The sequence below is a fragment of the Hyphomicrobium sp. 99 genome (genome assembly GCF_000384335.2).
GTDB lineage: Bacteria > Pseudomonadota > Alphaproteobacteria > Rhizobiales > Hyphomicrobiaceae > Hyphomicrobium_B.
Genome location: NZ_KQ031382.1, coordinates 1,367,951 through 1,383,558 on the forward strand (window position 1 = coordinate 1,367,951; position 15,608 = coordinate 1,383,558).

The following is a 15,608-nucleotide window of genomic DNA, read 5'->3' on the forward strand; positions in this document are numbered from 1 at the left end:
CGCGCGCCAAAATCGCTGCGTTCGCCGACGTTTTCAATACTATCGTTAGGCGGTTGGTTCGAAGCTCTCCGCCTTGGAATACGGGAACCACCAGAAGTCCTGGTTCGATGCTTTGGGATCGATCATCACGAACTTGGTGTTCTGGAACTGCGCGAGGCCCTCTGGTCCAAGCTGACGTCCGCTGCCCGAAAGCTTGCGTCCACCGAAGGGTAAGGCGTCGTTATCGAGCAGAGGCGCGTTGACCCAAAGGATGCCGCTTTCGATTTCGCGGACCGCGCGGAACGCTTCATCCATGTCGAGCGAGTAGAGGTTGGCGCCGAGCCCGAAGCGCGAATGGTTGGCAAGGGTGATGGCTTCATCGAAGCTCTTCACCTTGCAGATCGGCGCGACAGGACCGAACGGCTCCTCGTTCAGGATCTCCATATCAGGCGTCACATCGGTGAGAACGGTGGGCTCGACGAACCAGCCTCGATTGAGTTCAGCGGGACGCCCGCCGCCGGTTGCCACCTTCGCGCCTTGCTTACGCGCCCGCGCGATTAATCCTTCGAAACGATCGCGCTGACGGCTTGTCGCGAGCGGTCCGAGATCGACCGTGCCGAGACCGTTGCCAATGCGAAGCTTGCGCGCTTCCGCGACAAGCCCTTCGACGAAGGCATCGTGAATGGATTCGTGCACGTAGAAGCGTTCCGCCGATGTGCACACCTGCCCGCAGTTGAGATAGGCGGCGAATGCTGCGCCCCTGACGGCCATGTCGAGCGGCGCCGAAGGCATGACGATGAACGGATCATTGCCCGAAGCTTCGATGAGGCTCGGCTTGAAACTCTCCGCGCACGTGCGCGCTACGGCCTGACCGACAGCAACGGAGCCCGTGTAAGCGACGCCATGCGTCTTCGGGCTGGAGATCAGTCGCTGACCGACCCGCGCGCCACCCGTTATGACCTGAAGCAATCCAGGTGGCAGGCCCGCGAAAACCTCCATGAACTTGAGCGTCGTCAGGCTCGTCTGCTCATGCGGCTTGATGATGACGGAGTTTCCGCCAGCCAGCGCCGCAGCGGCTTCCCAGCACAACAGAACGAGCGGATAGTTGAACGGCAGGATGATCACGATCGTGCCGAGCGGTTCCTTCACGCTGAAGTGAAATTGCCCTGGCACCGTTGCGCCCGCGAGACGTCCAGTCTCATGCCGCGCAAGTTCCGCATAATAGTCGATGGCCGTAGCGCACCACGAAACCTCATCGGAGGATTCCTTGAAGGGCTTGCCCTCTTCGCGCGTCAGGCATTCCGCGAACGGCCGCCGGTCCCGGCGAAGGATCGCCGCGATATCGTGTAGGATGACAGCCCGGCTGCGTGCGTCCATCGCCGTCCAAACGCGGCGCGCGTCATTTGCCGTGTCGATGGCGGCGTCGACTTCGTCGTCGGGACAATCGGCGACCGATCCGATCTTGTCTTCGGTCGCCGGATCGATGACATCGAAGTGCTCACGTGCTCTGCTGGCAACGAACTTGCCGCCCGCGTAAATCTTGCCGGATAGGAATGCGAAGTCATCCAGAGCCGCCATCTGCGTTCTCTCCCGTTAAAAACGATCGGAAGTGCAGAGTATAAATTTATCGAACATATTGCTATAAAAATTTGATCGAGCCGAATTGGGCTCCAACGCGAATTGGAAACGATGGCACAATCGAAGAAAAAGCCGACCAACGTCACGACCAAGGCCCGCGCCCGGGCAGAGGCGAGCGAGCTGGCTGTGGGATCGCGTCTCAAATCCGTGCGCGAAGCAGCTGGTCTTTCGCAACGCGAACTCGCCAAACGCGCGGGCGTCACCAACGCAACCGTTTCGATGATTGAGCAGGAAACGCACGCACCATCGCTCGCGTCGCTGCATCGCCTGCTGGCCGCGATTCCGATTTCGCTTGCCGATTTTTTTGCATTGCCGGTGTCGCAGAAGAATGCGCTTTTCTACGAGGCGGAAGATTTAGCCGTCGTCTCACGCGGCGATGCCGATCTTCGGGTTCTCGGCAGCGAGCGCCGCGAGAAGAAACTTCAAATGTTTATTGAGCGCTATAAGCCAGGGGCTGGCACCGGCGACGATCCGATCGTGTTCGACGGCGAAACAGCGGTCGTTGTCGTTCAAGGAACGATTGAAGTGGAGGCGGAGGGCGAGGTCCGTCGTCTAAGCAAAGGCGGTGGCTATCAGCTCTTCGGGCGCGTGCCGTATCGGCTACGCAATATCGGCAAGATAGACGCGATCGTTGCCTGCGCGTGCACACCGCCGATTATTTGAGCATCAGTACGATGGTGGCGTAATTGCCCAGACGACAACAGTCTCGACGTTGCCGGGGTTGCGATACCGGTGAGGCTTCGTGGAAGGAAAGCTGAAACTGTCACCCTCCTTCAATGTAAATGATTGCTCACCGATCCAGAGTTCGAGCGATCCGGTGAGAACCAGACCCGCTTCCTCGCCTTGATGCGTGTAAGGCGATCCGGTCTCGGTTGATCCTGGCGGAAAACGGGACATCAGCAACTCGAGCTGGCCACGCAGATTGGGAGAAAGAAGCTCGTCGGTTATCCCCGATGCAAAACGCAACGTGCGCCTGTTGCTGGCGCGAACGATGTAGTCGCGCTCGTCAGGGTCTCCGCCTTCGGCGTTGTGTAGAAACCATCCGATGGTGACGCCGAGCGCTTTCGCAATATCGTGCAGCGTCTTGATGCCGGGGGAGGAGATCCCGCGCTCGATTTCGCTCAGATGACCGATCGAGAGTGACGTCGCGAGCGAGAGTTCCTTAATTGTCAGCCTCTTGGCCTTGCGAAGGTCCCGGATTTCGGCTCCCACGCGCGAGGGCGTAAGATTGTCGTCCCCCGCGGACGCTGCCTTCTCCTTTGCCGCCGACAATGTCGCCCCCTAAGATTAGCGTTTGTTCAAGCCTAAAATTTCAGCTTGTCAGGCGAAATATGCAAGGCATAATTTCGCTATGCTGAATTTATCAAACCCAGCCGCGCCCGTGCGTGATCTAGATCCCGATATTTTATCGGCGATGGCTTGGATCGGTAAACTGGGTGGAAGTCCGGTGAAGCCCCAGAGCTTCGCAGCATCCCCGGTCCTCGCCGTGGGCCATTTTCGTTTCGACGGTCTGGCCGAAGAAGTTGAAGCTCCCCAGCTTCCCTTTCACTACATTTCAGTCTCGCTTGGCGCGCCGTTGGTCATTGAAGCGCGACTCGGTGGCGAGAAGGTCAAAGCGCGCGTTCTTCCCGGTCAATCACTGATCATGGCGGCGGAACGCAGCAACATCTGGCGCTGGGACGGTCCGACGGAAGAGGCGCACGTATTCCTCCACGCTGATTTTCTGGAACAAGTCGCGGTCGACGCCGGTCAGCGGCGGGCGGAAATCTCTGACCGGCTCGCCTTCACCGACACGAGGCTTCGCCATACAATCTTGGCGCTCACCGAAGAAATGCAGCGCCATGGAAGCATTCCGACGCTTTTCTTCGACATGGCAGCGGATGTCCTGGCACGCCGCATCTTGTTTCGTCATTGCGAAAGCGATGGAAAATCACGTCCGAGCAGCAGCACTGGAGCGCTGACGGCGCGTCAGCTGCGGCGTGTTCTGGCGGTTGTCGAGGATCGGCTATCCCACGATATCTCGCTCGACGATCTTGCGAGCGCCGCGGGCTTGAGCCGGTTTCACTTCGTGCGCGCATTCAAGACTGCTGTTGGAACGCCGCCGCACCGCTGGCTCGTCCGGTTGCGTATCGAGCGCGCCAAGGAATTGCTGCTGTGCCGCACGGCAACGATTATCGAGGTCGCAGCACTCGTCGGGTTTGAAAGCCAAAGCCATTTTGGTCAGGTTTTCTTAAGCCAGGTCGGCGTGCCTCCGAGCGAATGGCGCCGCCGCGCACTTTCCTGAGCAAAAAGCGCAATTTTCCGAGAGACGGTCGCCCTGGCTCCCGCTCATCATCACCCGAATAGGAGCGGAGGTTAACCGCTGCCGGGAGATGATAATGACGACGATGTGGGGCGATAGCGCCTATTACGGGCTTGACGCAGAGTTCAATCCGGACTGGTTCCTGACGCATGAACAAAAAGAGCTGCGCCGCGAGCTGATCGAGGTTTGCCACAACGTTCTGCGTCCGAACGCGATCGAGTGCGATAAGACCAACGCCTATCCGCGCGCGAACATCGAAGCGCTGGCCAAGCTGCGGCTCTTAGGGGCGATCATCCCCAAGCAATTCGGCGGCAGAGGCGAAAATCACGTCGGCATCACGATGATCGCCGAGACCATCGCGCGATACGGTTGTCCGTCCACCGCCCTCATTTACATGATGCACACCGTGGCGGTTGCGGGACTCGTCTATCGCGCCAAAGGCAATAGCGAGATCGAGAGCTTGCTGTCACGCATCGACAGCGAATGTCTGATCGGCACGGCATCCTACACGGACCCTGAAACGGGCGGCCACTTCTGGTACCCGAAGATGTCAGGCGCAAAGCGCGTCGAAGACGGCTGGCACGTGCACAAGAAGGCTGCGTGGACGACGTCGTCGGGCTATGCCGATTGGTACATCTCGCAGACGACGAGCCCGGATTTCGACGGCAACTACGGCAACCTCTCCGTCTTCCTGTTCTACAAAGACGAAGTGCAAGGTTCCGCGGGCAAGTGGGACGCGATGGGCATGCACGGAAACCAATCCGGCCCCGTCGAGATCGATACGGTCGTTCCCGCAAACCGCATCGTCGGATGGCCGGGTGACGGCGCGGCGTCCAACGACGAGGCCATCGATCCGCTCGCGATGCTTCTCTATGCGGGTTCGTATAACGGCGTCGGACTTGCGTGCATCGACGTCGCGAAGCGGCATGTGACGCGCAAAGCCCACGTGCAGTATGGCCGCCGCGTCGCCGACTACCCGACGATCCAGGACACGTTCGGTCGCGCGATCATGGATGCTCAGGCTTCGCGTTTGTATGCGTACTCCGTCGCCAAGGCTCTGGACGATGCGACGGGTGGCGGACGCTGGGACATCTACTATGAAGATCCCAAGGCGATGCCGCGCGCCGAATATGCGCTGTGGTGCTTCAAAGCCAAATTTCTTTCGACGCGATTCTGTTTCGAAGTCTCGGACAAGATGCTGCAAGCATGCGGCGGCCGTGGCTACATGCGCGATCTCGAGCTGGAGCGCCTCGTACGCGACTCGAAGGCTGGCTGGATCATGGCGCCGTCGAACGAAGTCACCGCGCAGCTCATCGGCAAGTGGGGTTTGTTCGGAAACGAAGCGATCGACTGGTGGAATCAGAAGGTCGACGAGCCCGTTTTGATGACTGAGCTCGGCAAGCTCGACGACGCCGGAAAGCAGCGCATCATCCAAAAGCTGACCTCCGAAATTCAGACCAAGAAGGCCGCTGCGGAATGACGTCTGCCGACGATTGGATCTCGCCCGACGATCCGTTGGACCTGCGCAAAGCCCTTGCGTGCTTTGCAACGGGCATCACGATCATCACGGGAACGACCGAAGAAGGCGCGCGCTTCGGATTGACAGCGTCGTCTTTCCAGCCGGTCAGCCTGACGCCGCCGCTGGTTCTTTACAGCGTCCGAAAAGGTGCAGCCAGCGTCGATCTCGTAAAGGGCAGTGGATCGTTCTGCGTGAACGTTCTGCGCCACGAGCACGTCGAACTCGCAAAGCGCTTCGCGGCTCCGATTGCGGATCGTTTCGAAGGTCTCGAATGGTATCGCGGATCATTGGGCTGCCCGGTGTTGCCGGATGCCATCGCAACCTTCGAGTGCCGGTTGTGGACCACCTACGATGGCGGAGATCACGAGATCGTCGTCGGCGAGGTCGCAAAAATGCGGCGCGCTCCAGAGGGTAATCCTCTGGTCTTCTTTCGCGGCGAATTCCATCCGATCGTCGCCGATGCCCCACGCGTATCCTGAGAGGTCTTGCAGATGACACTTATCGCTCCGGTCAAATCGGAACACGTCACGTTTGATCCGCCCGAGTTCGCCCATCTCGGAATGATTCCCGAGCTGGTCGTGCTGCCCGTGAAGGACGAGCGCATTTGGGTTCTGCTTGAGCCGAACGTCTGGTTTCGCCCGTTGTTCTTCGACATGAACTCCGGTTCGCACGGAGAAGTGCTGAAGGTCAAAAAGGGCGGTGTCCTATCGCGCCATCGCCACCCGTCGCCGGTGCACGGCTTCGTGCTCAAGGGCAGCTGGCGGTATCTCGAACATACCTGGCGCGCGGAGGAAGGCTCCTACGTCATGGAGCCGCCGGGCGAGACGCACACGCTGACGTGCGACAGCGGCGACGAAATGCAAACCCTGTTCTTCATTCAGGGTGCAACGCTCTACATCGACGAGCAGGATCGCGTGACCCTCGTCGAAGACAACTTCCACCTCATCGAAGCCTGCCGCAAGCACTACGAAGAGGTTGGTCTAGGGGCCGATTTCGTCAACCAGTTCATTCGCTAGCAGAAGCGCCAAGGCAGGCCGCGCGCGTTTTTTGGGGGGCGCGTGCACCGCCGAACGCTGGAAAGCGCGGGTCGAAAGCCCGCGCTTTTCATTGTCGCCCCCGACCGCCTTTGCCGGACGGGAACCAATGGCCACGATCAGTCATTCTCCTGGCAAGGATTGCCACGGAGAGGCTTCATGGCTGCTCAACAAGACGTTTCATCCACCGTCCGCGACGCAACAAGCGCCGCCAAGCGGAATATCGATCAAACCGCCGATTACGCCGTCTCGGTCATCGATGACTTTCAAAGTATCGGGTCAGAATTCAAACGTGCAGTGAACAAATCGATGAAAAAGGAGCCCTATACGACGCTCGCGATGGCGGCGGCTGCGGGCTTCGTTCTTGGCGCACTGTGGCGCGCATAATTAGGTGGAAACAGGAGCGGAAGGCGTCGCTTCGGCGAGGCTCTCCGGCTGTCCAGACACGCAAAGGAAATCGACCCCAGAGTGGGCTCCGGGGCCGATCAGGTGATTACTTCTTCTTGCGCGAATCTTCGCACTTGCCGCCCTTCCAATACTTGAAGGTGCCCTTGCAATCTTTCTTCTTGTCCTTGTGTGCCTTGTGATGATGCGCCTTGTGCGGCTTCGCCTTTGCGAAAGCGTCCTGAGCTGCGCCCATTCCGCCGAGGCTGAAGATTGCCAGAGCGAGCACTGTCGTAAATTTCATGAGTGAAGTCCCCCAAAAGGCCGATCTGTAGTGATCGGATCGCCGTCGCTTATCTGAAATATGTGACAAGTGAGTGTAAGGGGGAGGGGGCTGTATTGGTGCCTGAACTCGGCTCTTCCGTCGTATCCATAAGGACATCGTCACGAGAGGCTGAGCCGATACGGGTTTCAAGCTAGACGCTGCCTACTAGGGCAGACGTCGCACGGGTGATATGCGAGCGCATCTAACAGTGGCCAAGCGTTGCTAAGCGCCGTCGACCCGTTGGTAGTAGTTTGATGTTCCGCCGATCAGCCCCGAAAAGCTTCCCCAAGCTTTGGTAACGCTGATGAGGCCCTTCAACATTGTTCTTTCGGCAGCGAATCGGCGCAATGGCCAGAAGCACGCACCGGCAAGCACCAAGAAACTTCCAACGCAGATCCGCCTTAAGCCATGCGGCAGGCGCCTGCCCAGCGTCTTGGCGTAGCCCTCTCTGATCACGTCGAGAAAAGTACCCGCTGACGAGACCATGTAAGTGCGTTGCAGGAAGCGGCTTAGTGTGAGCCGGGAAGCTGGCACGATTTCGATGACCCTCGCTTCCGCCACGAACACGATGCGGGCGCCCCGGGCATGTGCGCGTCTGAAAAAATCGACGTCCTCGGCGCCGAATGTGAGGCGATTGTCGAACCTCAACGCAAGCCCTTCTTGGGTGACAAGACGGGCGTTGAAGAGGACGTTGTTCGTATAAGCGTCCCGCCGGAACTCGCCCGTCGTTCGGCGAGAATGCGAATGTGGTTTCCACCAGTGCGGCGCCTCGACTTCGGCCACCTGCTTTACCGGACCTGTCGCGACGTCCGCATCGAACCGCTCACACCCTTCGAACAACCGGAGCAGCCAGTCCGGCTCCGTATACTCATCATCGTCGAGCATCGCGATCCAATCGGCATTCTCGCCGATTGCGGCATCGATCGCGCGATTGCGCGCATGCGGAATTCCGATGTTCGATTCCAAACAATACTTTATCGGAAACGGGCTCGACGCGCGGAATCGTTCGACGACGTCGAGCGACCGTCGCGCGTAATCGTTCTCCACGACGACGACGGAAAGCGTACAGCCCGGAGGTACTGTCAGCCGGCCCACGCTCGCCAAGGCTCGCGACAACATCTGCGGGCGCTTGGCCGTGCACACGGTAATTGTGATATGAGCCATTTACCGTAACTGATGAGTCAGCTTTGCTGCCTCGCAGAAGGCAACGCGCGATTGGGATTGTTCTACCTGAGTAGCAATCTCCGATCTCGTGGTCGGCATCCAGGACGGATCTTGATTCTCGCTCAAAATGTCGTGGATAAAATGCTCCTTGAAGAGATTGGCCTTTATCAATATGCCCCATCGATCACTGCGCGATGCGAAGTTGAGACACGCAGCGGGATTTCTTCCCGCTACGGCAAAACTGCTATTGAAAACTTCTTCAGAGCTAGATCGGCCGTCGGCCGCCCCGCCGCGTTTAGAAGTTGAAGCTGGCTTTGCCGCCGAAGGCATGCTGCTCAGTGGTCTCGCCAAAGGAACCATCGTAGTAGAGCTTCAGGGCTCCGCCGCTGATTGCAAGTAAGTCCACGCCTGCAGAGATGGTGCCTTGAACCTGATCCATCGCAGCGCTCGTTTTGAAAGCTCCAATATAAGACGGCAAACCCGCAAACGAGCTGACGACCGAGATCTCATCTGCGCTCAGGATGCTCGCGCCCAAACGCACGAACGGCCGTGCCGTCAGGCCTTTGGAGACACCCATCTCGCCGCCGATCTCGATTGCCGGGGCGAAGCGCGCAAACGTTTCCTCGCTGCTGGCGACTGAAAGCGCGACAGCACCGCCGGTCTCAGTGAACGACCCAAGCCAGAGCTGTGCCACTTCGAGGTCGGCCATTGGCTTCGCATAGAGGGAGGTGCTGCCGAACTGATAAGCGACGCGGAGACGCCCGCTGAGATTGGCGACGTCCTGGCTGCCGTGCATCGATGAAACCAAGCCGCCAAAGTCAGCCCGTCTATCCGTGTCGTAGGCCGCTTGGCCGCCATAGATGGCAGCGGCGAAAAGCCATGGACCAGCATTGTGCTTCAACGTGGCGCCGCCGAAGAAGCGGTCGCCGTCGGTGCGGGCATAACCTCCCGTATCGGACGTCGACTGCTCGACGCCGCCTGCAAGACCAAACGTGAAACCAGGCGCAAGCTTCACCTGCGCCCCGCCGGCAAAGCGCCAAGCTTGCTCGCCGTAGCCAATATTGCTGCCGGTGCGATCCTGCTCGAAGTTGCTGCCCGAGACGTTAGCCCAGACGCATTCCTCTTCGCTCACGGCAACGTAAGCCGCGTCCTTTGCCCGGCAACTCATAAGCGCGTTGCCGAAATTCGTTGCAGCGAAGAGCGTCGAGGCTGCCGACTGCGCGTAGACTTCGGGCGACAGCTGATCGAGAGCGGAGCGATAGTCCGAGTTCGTCGTGACGTTCAACAGCGCGTCGGTGATGGGCTGAATGCCGGTTCCGCCCGCGGATACTGCGGCGTTGATATGCTGGCCGAGCGCCAACTGATTGCCGTTGAGGCCGGCATTGGTCGGAGCAAAGCTGATGGAGTAGGCAACCACCACGTCATTGGCATTCGGATAGACGAGTTCCGCTTGTACAACAGGACCGGAGCCCGCGAAGTTGAGCGCCAACCCGTTCGCAGTCGTGCCGTTTGTTGCGCTGAGGATTGTGACCTGACCACTCGTGATCGCAAGGCTCTGCATCGCGATCTGCACTTGACCCGAAAGCGCAGCCGTTCCGCTGACATTGACGCGATCCGCCGAGTTGCTGGCGGCGTCGAGATCAATGGCGAGAACGCCTGTCGCGGTCTGCGAAAGATTGCCGGTGACCGCCGTCGTTACGATCGATCCCGCGCCGCCGGGAGCGAGCGTTCCGGCGTTCGTCAACGTATTGCCTGCGCCAACCGAAAGCGCAGTTCCGGCGATAAGCCGACCGGCTGCGAGGTTGGAGAGAGTGTTCGTGCCTCCTCCGAGATCGATGCTGCCGATGATCGTGCCGGAGTTGGTGACTGTGTCATTGCCAACTCCCATGATGATGGTCGCTTCGCTGCCATCTCCACGAATAATTCCCGAGTTTGCGATTGAGTTGGCGTAAGGCCCCACGACTTTGATCGCGGCGCCGGCGAGACCCTCGATTGTGCCCGCGTTCGTGATCGTGACGGCACCCACACCATCGCCTTCCGAGCCGTCATCGATAAGAATACCGCGCTTTGCACCAGAAATGAGCGCTCCGGCATAGTTGTTGATCGTGCCGCCACCCATGGCGATGCCTTCAGAGCCGTTCGGTTGCCCGCCGGAATCGACGCCGCCCGCGCCGGTGCCCTGAATGATACCGTAGTTGTTGATTGTGCCGATCTTATCGATGTCGACACCATCGCCGTCACCGTTGATCGAAGCGGCACCGCCGTCGAGAAAAATATTTCCTACGCCCGCGTAGGCGCCAGTGATCGTGCCGTAGTTCGTAACTGTGCCGTTGCCGTCCGATCCGACGCCCGAGCCGTTGCGGCCGGTAATCGAACCATAGTTGACGACCGTGATGTCCGTGTCGGCCGTGATGCCGTGACGCGCGCCGGAGATAACGCCAGTACTCTCGTTTGTGACGACGACGCCTGTTCGCGCGCCGGCGTCGATACCATCGGCGGAACCGCTGCCCGAGTTGGGAGCAGCGACGCCTTCGATGCCGCTGCGGATCGTGCCGTAGTTGTGAATGATCGAGTTCTGCGCAGCGCGGATCGCGTCATCCGTATAGGATTCAATAATGCCCGTGACGTTGTTGGTGATAGTGACCGTCACGCCGGAAGTAGCCGCGATCGACCGCAAATCGAGCGCTTGGCCAAGCCCGGTGAAGCCCGATCCGCCAGCGCGGATGAGGCCCGAGTTTTCAATCGTGATCACGCCGCTCGTCAAAGCCGTGTCGATGCGGAAGGCATCGTTGGCACTGGCGATCAGGCTCGCACCGGCATTATTGGTGAATGTCAGATTGCGCGTGCCGGACGCGGAACTCGGGGCATTGAAGGCGCGGCCCGAGCCAAGCTGCTCGACAATGCCCGAATTGGTGATGACGACAGTGCTCGCCGTGCCGTTCCAGGTGATGGCATTCGTCGAACCGGAAATACTGAGCTTTCCGCCGGCATCGATCGTACCGGATTGCGTGCCGCTCAGCGTTTTGGCGGCTGTATCGGTGACGCCGGTGCCAATCGTGAACGTCTGTGCTTCAGATGGGCCCGCTAGTGCTGAGGTGAGGGCGATACTCGAAAGAATACCAAACGCGATCCGCGGTACCGCGGCATGAGAACTCGACACAGATATCCCCGACTGACGACAAAGAAATGAGGCTGCGTCCCTAAGCAGGGGTTGTCTCAGTTTGATGACAACTGATCGGCTCCGCCGCCATCCGTGGCTGGGAGATCACACGCGACGATTGGCTCTGCCAAATTTGAGATCGCCACATCGCTCGGACTTTCATCATATGCACGCGTGTTGATCTGAAATTTTTACACCCCGTTGACGACAAGAACAGAAGGCCCGCCGAAAAAATCAAAAGCTAAGCGATGTTATCGTGCATCGCATGCTTTCGGATAAGCCAGAAGGTCGTCACGAGCACCGCCTTGGGTGCATCGATTATAGAACCGGGTGAGTTTCATGTTTTTTCGAGCGCTATTTTATATCTTGTTTTGTTTGATTGCTGTCCCGGCCCGCGGTCAGGAACAAGCTGAAAATCCGTCCGACACGCAAGCGCCCTCGGCATTGCCGCTGCCGCTGAAAGAGTTGCGAGATCATATCGACGCGCAGCAGGAGATGGATTTTCAGACGACGTTTCACGCGTCGAGCAATGTCCTGGATACAAAAGTACAAGGGGTGTCGGAGTTTCGGACCCGGCGACCCAATCTGTTTCGGGCGACGGCGAATAGTGGTCCCAACGCATACGAATATGTCTCTGATGGAACCGTGCTGACGATTTATAACGTTCACACCAATGCGTTCGCACAGACACCGGCTCGCGCCTCGGTGCAAGGAAACATGGCGTTGATAGCCGGGCTGATGTCGTATCAAGCGCGAATATTCGATTTCTTCGCCGCGCTTGATCAGGCGACAGTTGGCGGCGGTGTGGAGATCGCGACGAAAGGCGCGGAATCCGTCGGCGGACGCGAATGCGATGGCTTCGCGGTAAGAACGATGGTCGAAAAATGGGATGTTTGGGTGGAAAAGGCATCACCTCATCTGCCATGCAAACTTGTGAGCAGCGATGTAGATGATCCATCCGGGAACGTGCAGGTCAACGAATTTACCTGGAAAAAAGCACCGAACTTTGAGCCGGCCACTTTCAAATTCTCTCCGCCGCCCGGAAGCAAGCGGCTCGATATCGGAGACTTGTTGGCGACTCCCCAGTGATCGAGAGTACGGATGGGGCAGGAAAAGAGTAGTCGTGACTTGCATCGCTCCCTTACCAACAAACCAAACAAACCTGAAGGGAGGCAAGCGATGCGCCCGATCGTCGACCCGCGGCGCGGTGACGTCGAAGACGACGCATCAAGCACGAAACAGCGATCGCTTCTCTCGTTGGCCGGAAGCTTGTTGGCGGAGATCAGTCTTCCGAAGCTGCTCGCCGCTTGGGCCATCCTAATCATCTTGCCGGCACTGCTACTCGGCGTGGCACCTCTCCTGGGGTCGATTTGGATGAGCACCGTCTCATCGAAGGTTGCTGCGATTTACACGGGTTTCTTGGCTCCCGTCGTTTTGGTTATTCTTCTCGTCGTGGGTTGGTTCGGAGGTAAGCCGCTGTGGCGTCTTATCGAGACAAATTTCTGGTCTTTGAATGCGCTTGCCGTTCAGCCGGCTTACGCGCTGTCGCGCGAGACGCTGCGCCAGCTCGTCGAGCGATTTTTGCCAGCAGACGCAGATCAGCACTCGCGAGATTTGATGCGCGCCATCAGTGCCGGCGCGTCAGGCCTGATAATCTGCGGGCTTTCACTGTGGATTGTCGCGCTCGCCTGGCCTCACACGCGATGGACTGGCTCGCTCTCCGATATAGCCTCGCCTTCTCTAATTGCGCACGCGGCGCTCTTCAACAGCATCACGATCGTCTCCGCCTATCTCGCAGTGGCGGGACTTAGCTGGGGTCTGGCGGATGCGTTCATGACAGCGCCGCACGATCTTCCGAGCTACGCGCAGACGTCGGAAGGCAGGAAAATTTGGCGCGTCGCACACCTTTCCGACATTCACGTTGTCGGAGAGAGATTTGGTTTTCGGATCGAGGGAGGGCGGTCCGGCCCGAGTGGAAATGAGCGCCTCAAGCAAACGCTAGCGGCCCTCGACGCCGTTCATGCGCGCAACCCGCTCGACGTGGTTCTGATTACCGGCGACATGACTGATGCGGGTCGTTCATCGGAATGGGCGGAATTTATCGATGCGCTTGCGCCCTTTCCGAGCTTGGCGGAATTGATGGTGATCCTCCCTGGTAATCACGACCTCAACGTCGTGGATAGGGCCAATCCCGCCCGCTTCGATCTGCCGACGAGCCCAAAGAAGCGACTGCGCCAGATCCGGGCGCTTTCGACGATGGCGGGCTTGCAAGGCAAGCGTGTGCATATCATTGACGATGTGACGGGCAAGCCTCGGGCGACGTTAGGGGAAGTTCTCGAACCTTATACCGGGCGCATCGCAGACTTCGCTGATCGCGGATCGGCGCGCTTGACATGGGAGTTGGCCGACCTGTGGCCGCAAGCCTTTCCGATGGTGATGCAGCCGAAAACCGAGGATGGCCTGGGCGTCATTCTCCTTGATTCAAACGCGCAAACGCATTTCTCGTTCACCAACGCCCTTGGGCTCGTGACGCATGACCAGACGAAAGCCATCGAAAAAATTTCCGCGAACTTTCCAAAAGCGAAGTGGATCGTTGCGCTCCATCACCACGTTGTTGAGTATCCCAAAGCCGCAAAGACATTGTCCGTGCGTATCGGGACAGCACTTGTCAACGGAACGTGGTTCGTCCGCCGGATGCAGCGTCTATCGGACCGGCTGATGATCATGCACGGCCATCGCCACATTGATTGGATCGGAATTTGTGGCGGCCTCATCATCGTGTCGGCGCCATCTCCGGTGATGGACGTAACCGACGAAAAGGCCACTTATTTCTACATCCACAATCTCGGCGTTGGCACGGACGGCCGCCTCGCGTTGTTTGAACCGGAGCGCGTCGCCCTGCCTGGCCAGCCGACGAGCTGACCGCTGAATAGGGCCATCAACTAGCATCGCGTGGTTGGCCAAACAGATCGACGACCCAATGGGTCGATGGGTGCTGCTCACAAAGTGTAAGAATCGAAATGACGATCGGGACGCCGATAAAGGCGCCTGTGAGCCCCCAGAGGAACGTCCAAAAAAAGACCGCGAACAAAACGACGAAGGGCGAAATCGACAACGCGTTCCCGACGAACCGTGGCTCTAAATAACTTCCCACTACGAATTGGATGACGTTGAGGCACGCGAATACGACCACTGCCATCTGCCAGGATTCAAACTGAGCCACGGCGAACAGGGTCGGGAAGACGGTCGCAATGAAGGGACCGATGAACGGGATGAAGTTCAACGCGAACGCGATAACACCCCACTCAACGGCAAGCGGAAGCCCGGCGAGCAAGGCGAACGCCCATACCAGCAGGCCCGTTACGGCGCTCATCAGGGTTCGGACAAGCATATATCGCCGGAGCTTGATCGCTGTTCTTGCGCCGCCGACGAGGAGGACATCGCCCAGTTTTCCGTGCCGCCAATTGTGGATCTTGAGGTAGGCGTCATCCACCTCCAGCAGGCCGAGCAGTACGTAGATGAAGACGACGATCAGAAAGGTCACTCCCGTATTGAGCCGCGAAGTGGCTTGCTGGGCCAGACGGACCAACTGATCGACGCTGAAATAATTCGACCAAAGACCGGCGAGCGCGATGCCGTGACCTTCGAGCCATAGGGCAAACGAAGCGTAGAGCGCCTGAAGCCGTGGCATATCGCTCGCAATGAATCGGCCGACGCGGCTTCCGGCCCAGGCGATCAACCATCCGAAGGCAACAATGACGAGGATCGTAGCCGCCATCGTCAATGCAAGAGCCAGGAGACGCGGGAGTCTCAGTTGCAACTGTCGCTGCAGCGGCCATGCGATCGCAACAATAAAGAGGGCAACAGCGAGTGGCGCAAACACCGACTGCGCCACGGAAAGTGCCCAGAACGTCAATACGGCCGCGCACACGCCGACCGGCGCGATGAGCGCGTGGCTCGTGTCGGATCGAGGTCGTGGCTCAAAGTTGGTCACGCAGGAAACTCTGACCTCATAATTTTCAACGAACAAGGATCGCCCGTTGCGAATGGTAAACTGAGATGTTTTAAAAAATACACGATGAGTGAAGTTATGGTTGCGCGAT

General features: G+C 58.8%; 14 protein-coding genes. 8 read left to right on the top strand and 6 right to left on the bottom strand.

The genetic code is table 11. The features are described from left to right. Nucleotides 1-45: 45 nt before the first annotated feature. The gene (locus G359_RS06700; RefSeq protein ID WP_045835492.1) at nt 46-1,557 is read right to left on the bottom strand and encodes an aldehyde dehydrogenase family protein; all 1,512 of its coding nucleotides are present in this window, start codon (nt 1,555-1,557) and stop codon (nt 46-48) included. Nucleotides 1,558-1,668: 111 nt separating this feature from the next. On the opposite strand from G359_RS06700, the gene G359_RS06705 reads away from it, so the two are divergent. Then, nucleotides 1,669-2,280, top strand: coding sequence for a helix-turn-helix domain-containing protein (locus tag G359_RS06705; protein WP_052699484.1), 612 nt, complete (start codon nt 1,669-1,671; stop codon nt 2,278-2,280). A 3-nt stretch (nt 2,281-2,283) separates the two neighbouring features. Here G359_RS06705 and G359_RS06710 read toward each other — a convergent pair whose 3' ends face one another. Next, nucleotides 2,284-2,889, bottom strand: a complete 606-nt coding sequence (locus G359_RS06710; RefSeq protein ID WP_045835493.1) for a cupin domain-containing protein — start codon at nt 2,887-2,889, stop codon at nt 2,284-2,286. 79 nt (nt 2,890-2,968) lie between these two features. Between G359_RS06710 and G359_RS06715 the strand changes: the two genes are divergently transcribed. The 5 genes from G359_RS06715 to G359_RS06735 all read left to right on the top strand — a co-directional run bounded on the left by G359_RS06715 (nt 2,969) and on the right by G359_RS06735 (nt 6,859). After that, nucleotides 2,969-3,901, top strand: coding sequence for a helix-turn-helix domain-containing protein (locus G359_RS06715; protein ID WP_045835494.1), 933 nt, complete (start codon nt 2,969-2,971; stop codon nt 3,899-3,901). A 94-nt stretch (nt 3,902-3,995) separates the two neighbouring features. After that, entirely contained in the window at nt 3,996-5,399 is a 1,404-nt protein-coding gene (locus tag G359_RS06720; protein ID WP_082073066.1) for an acyl-CoA dehydrogenase family protein, read from the top strand. After that, on the top strand, nt 5,396-5,917 hold the full coding sequence (locus G359_RS06725; protein WP_045835496.1) for a flavin reductase family protein: 522 nt from the start codon (nt 5,396-5,398) through the stop codon (nt 5,915-5,917). Before G359_RS06720 ends, G359_RS06725 begins: the two co-directional genes overlap by 4 nt. Before the next feature lie 12 nt (nt 5,918-5,929). After that, nucleotides 5,930-6,454 carry a 2,4'-dihydroxyacetophenone dioxygenase family protein gene (locus G359_RS06730; protein ID WP_082072840.1) on the top strand — a complete coding sequence of 175 codons (525 nt, stop codon included), beginning with the start codon at nt 5,930-5,932 and terminating at the stop codon, nt 6,452-6,454. A gap of 177 nt (nt 6,455-6,631) precedes the next feature. Next, nucleotides 6,632-6,859 (top strand): hypothetical protein, encoded by a 228-nt coding sequence (locus tag G359_RS06735; protein ID WP_045835497.1) that lies wholly within the window; start codon nt 6,632-6,634, stop codon nt 6,857-6,859. Nucleotides 6,860-6,965: 106 nt separating this feature from the next. On the opposite strand, the gene G359_RS06740 is transcribed toward G359_RS06735, so the two are convergent. From G359_RS06740 to G359_RS06750, 3 genes are all read right to left on the bottom strand, one after another. Beyond that, nucleotides 6,966-7,160, bottom strand: a complete 195-nt coding sequence (locus tag G359_RS06740; RefSeq protein WP_045835498.1) for a hypothetical protein — start codon at nt 7,158-7,160, stop codon at nt 6,966-6,968. A 243-nt stretch (nt 7,161-7,403) separates the two neighbouring features. Beyond that, on the bottom strand, nt 7,404-8,345 hold the full coding sequence (locus G359_RS19625) for a glycosyltransferase family 2 protein (RefSeq protein ID WP_052699229.1): 942 nt from the start codon (nt 8,343-8,345) through the stop codon (nt 7,404-7,406). Nucleotides 8,346-8,640: 295 nt separating this feature from the next. Then, entirely contained in the window at nt 8,641-11,505 is a 2,865-nt protein-coding gene (locus tag G359_RS06750; RefSeq protein ID WP_045835499.1) for an autotransporter outer membrane beta-barrel domain-containing protein, read from the bottom strand. 339 nt (nt 11,506-11,844) lie between these two features. On the opposite strand from G359_RS06750, the gene G359_RS06755 reads away from it, so the two are divergent. Together G359_RS06755 and G359_RS06760 are read left to right on the top strand one after the other, a co-directional pair. Continuing rightward, nucleotides 11,845-12,594 (top strand): DUF2092 domain-containing protein, encoded by a 750-nt coding sequence (locus G359_RS06755; RefSeq protein WP_045835500.1) that lies wholly within the window; start codon nt 11,845-11,847, stop codon nt 12,592-12,594. Nucleotides 12,595-12,684: 90 nt separating this feature from the next. Next, nucleotides 12,685-14,427 (top strand): metallophosphoesterase family protein, encoded by a 1,743-nt coding sequence (locus G359_RS06760; protein ID WP_045835501.1) that lies wholly within the window; start codon nt 12,685-12,687, stop codon nt 14,425-14,427. Between the two features lie 16 nt (nt 14,428-14,443). On the opposite strand, the gene G359_RS06765 is transcribed toward G359_RS06760, so the two are convergent. Beyond that, nucleotides 14,444-15,451, bottom strand: coding sequence for an AI-2E family transporter (locus G359_RS06765; RefSeq protein ID WP_045837749.1), 1,008 nt, complete (start codon nt 15,449-15,451; stop codon nt 14,444-14,446). Between the last annotated feature and the right edge of the window lie 157 nt (nt 15,452-15,608).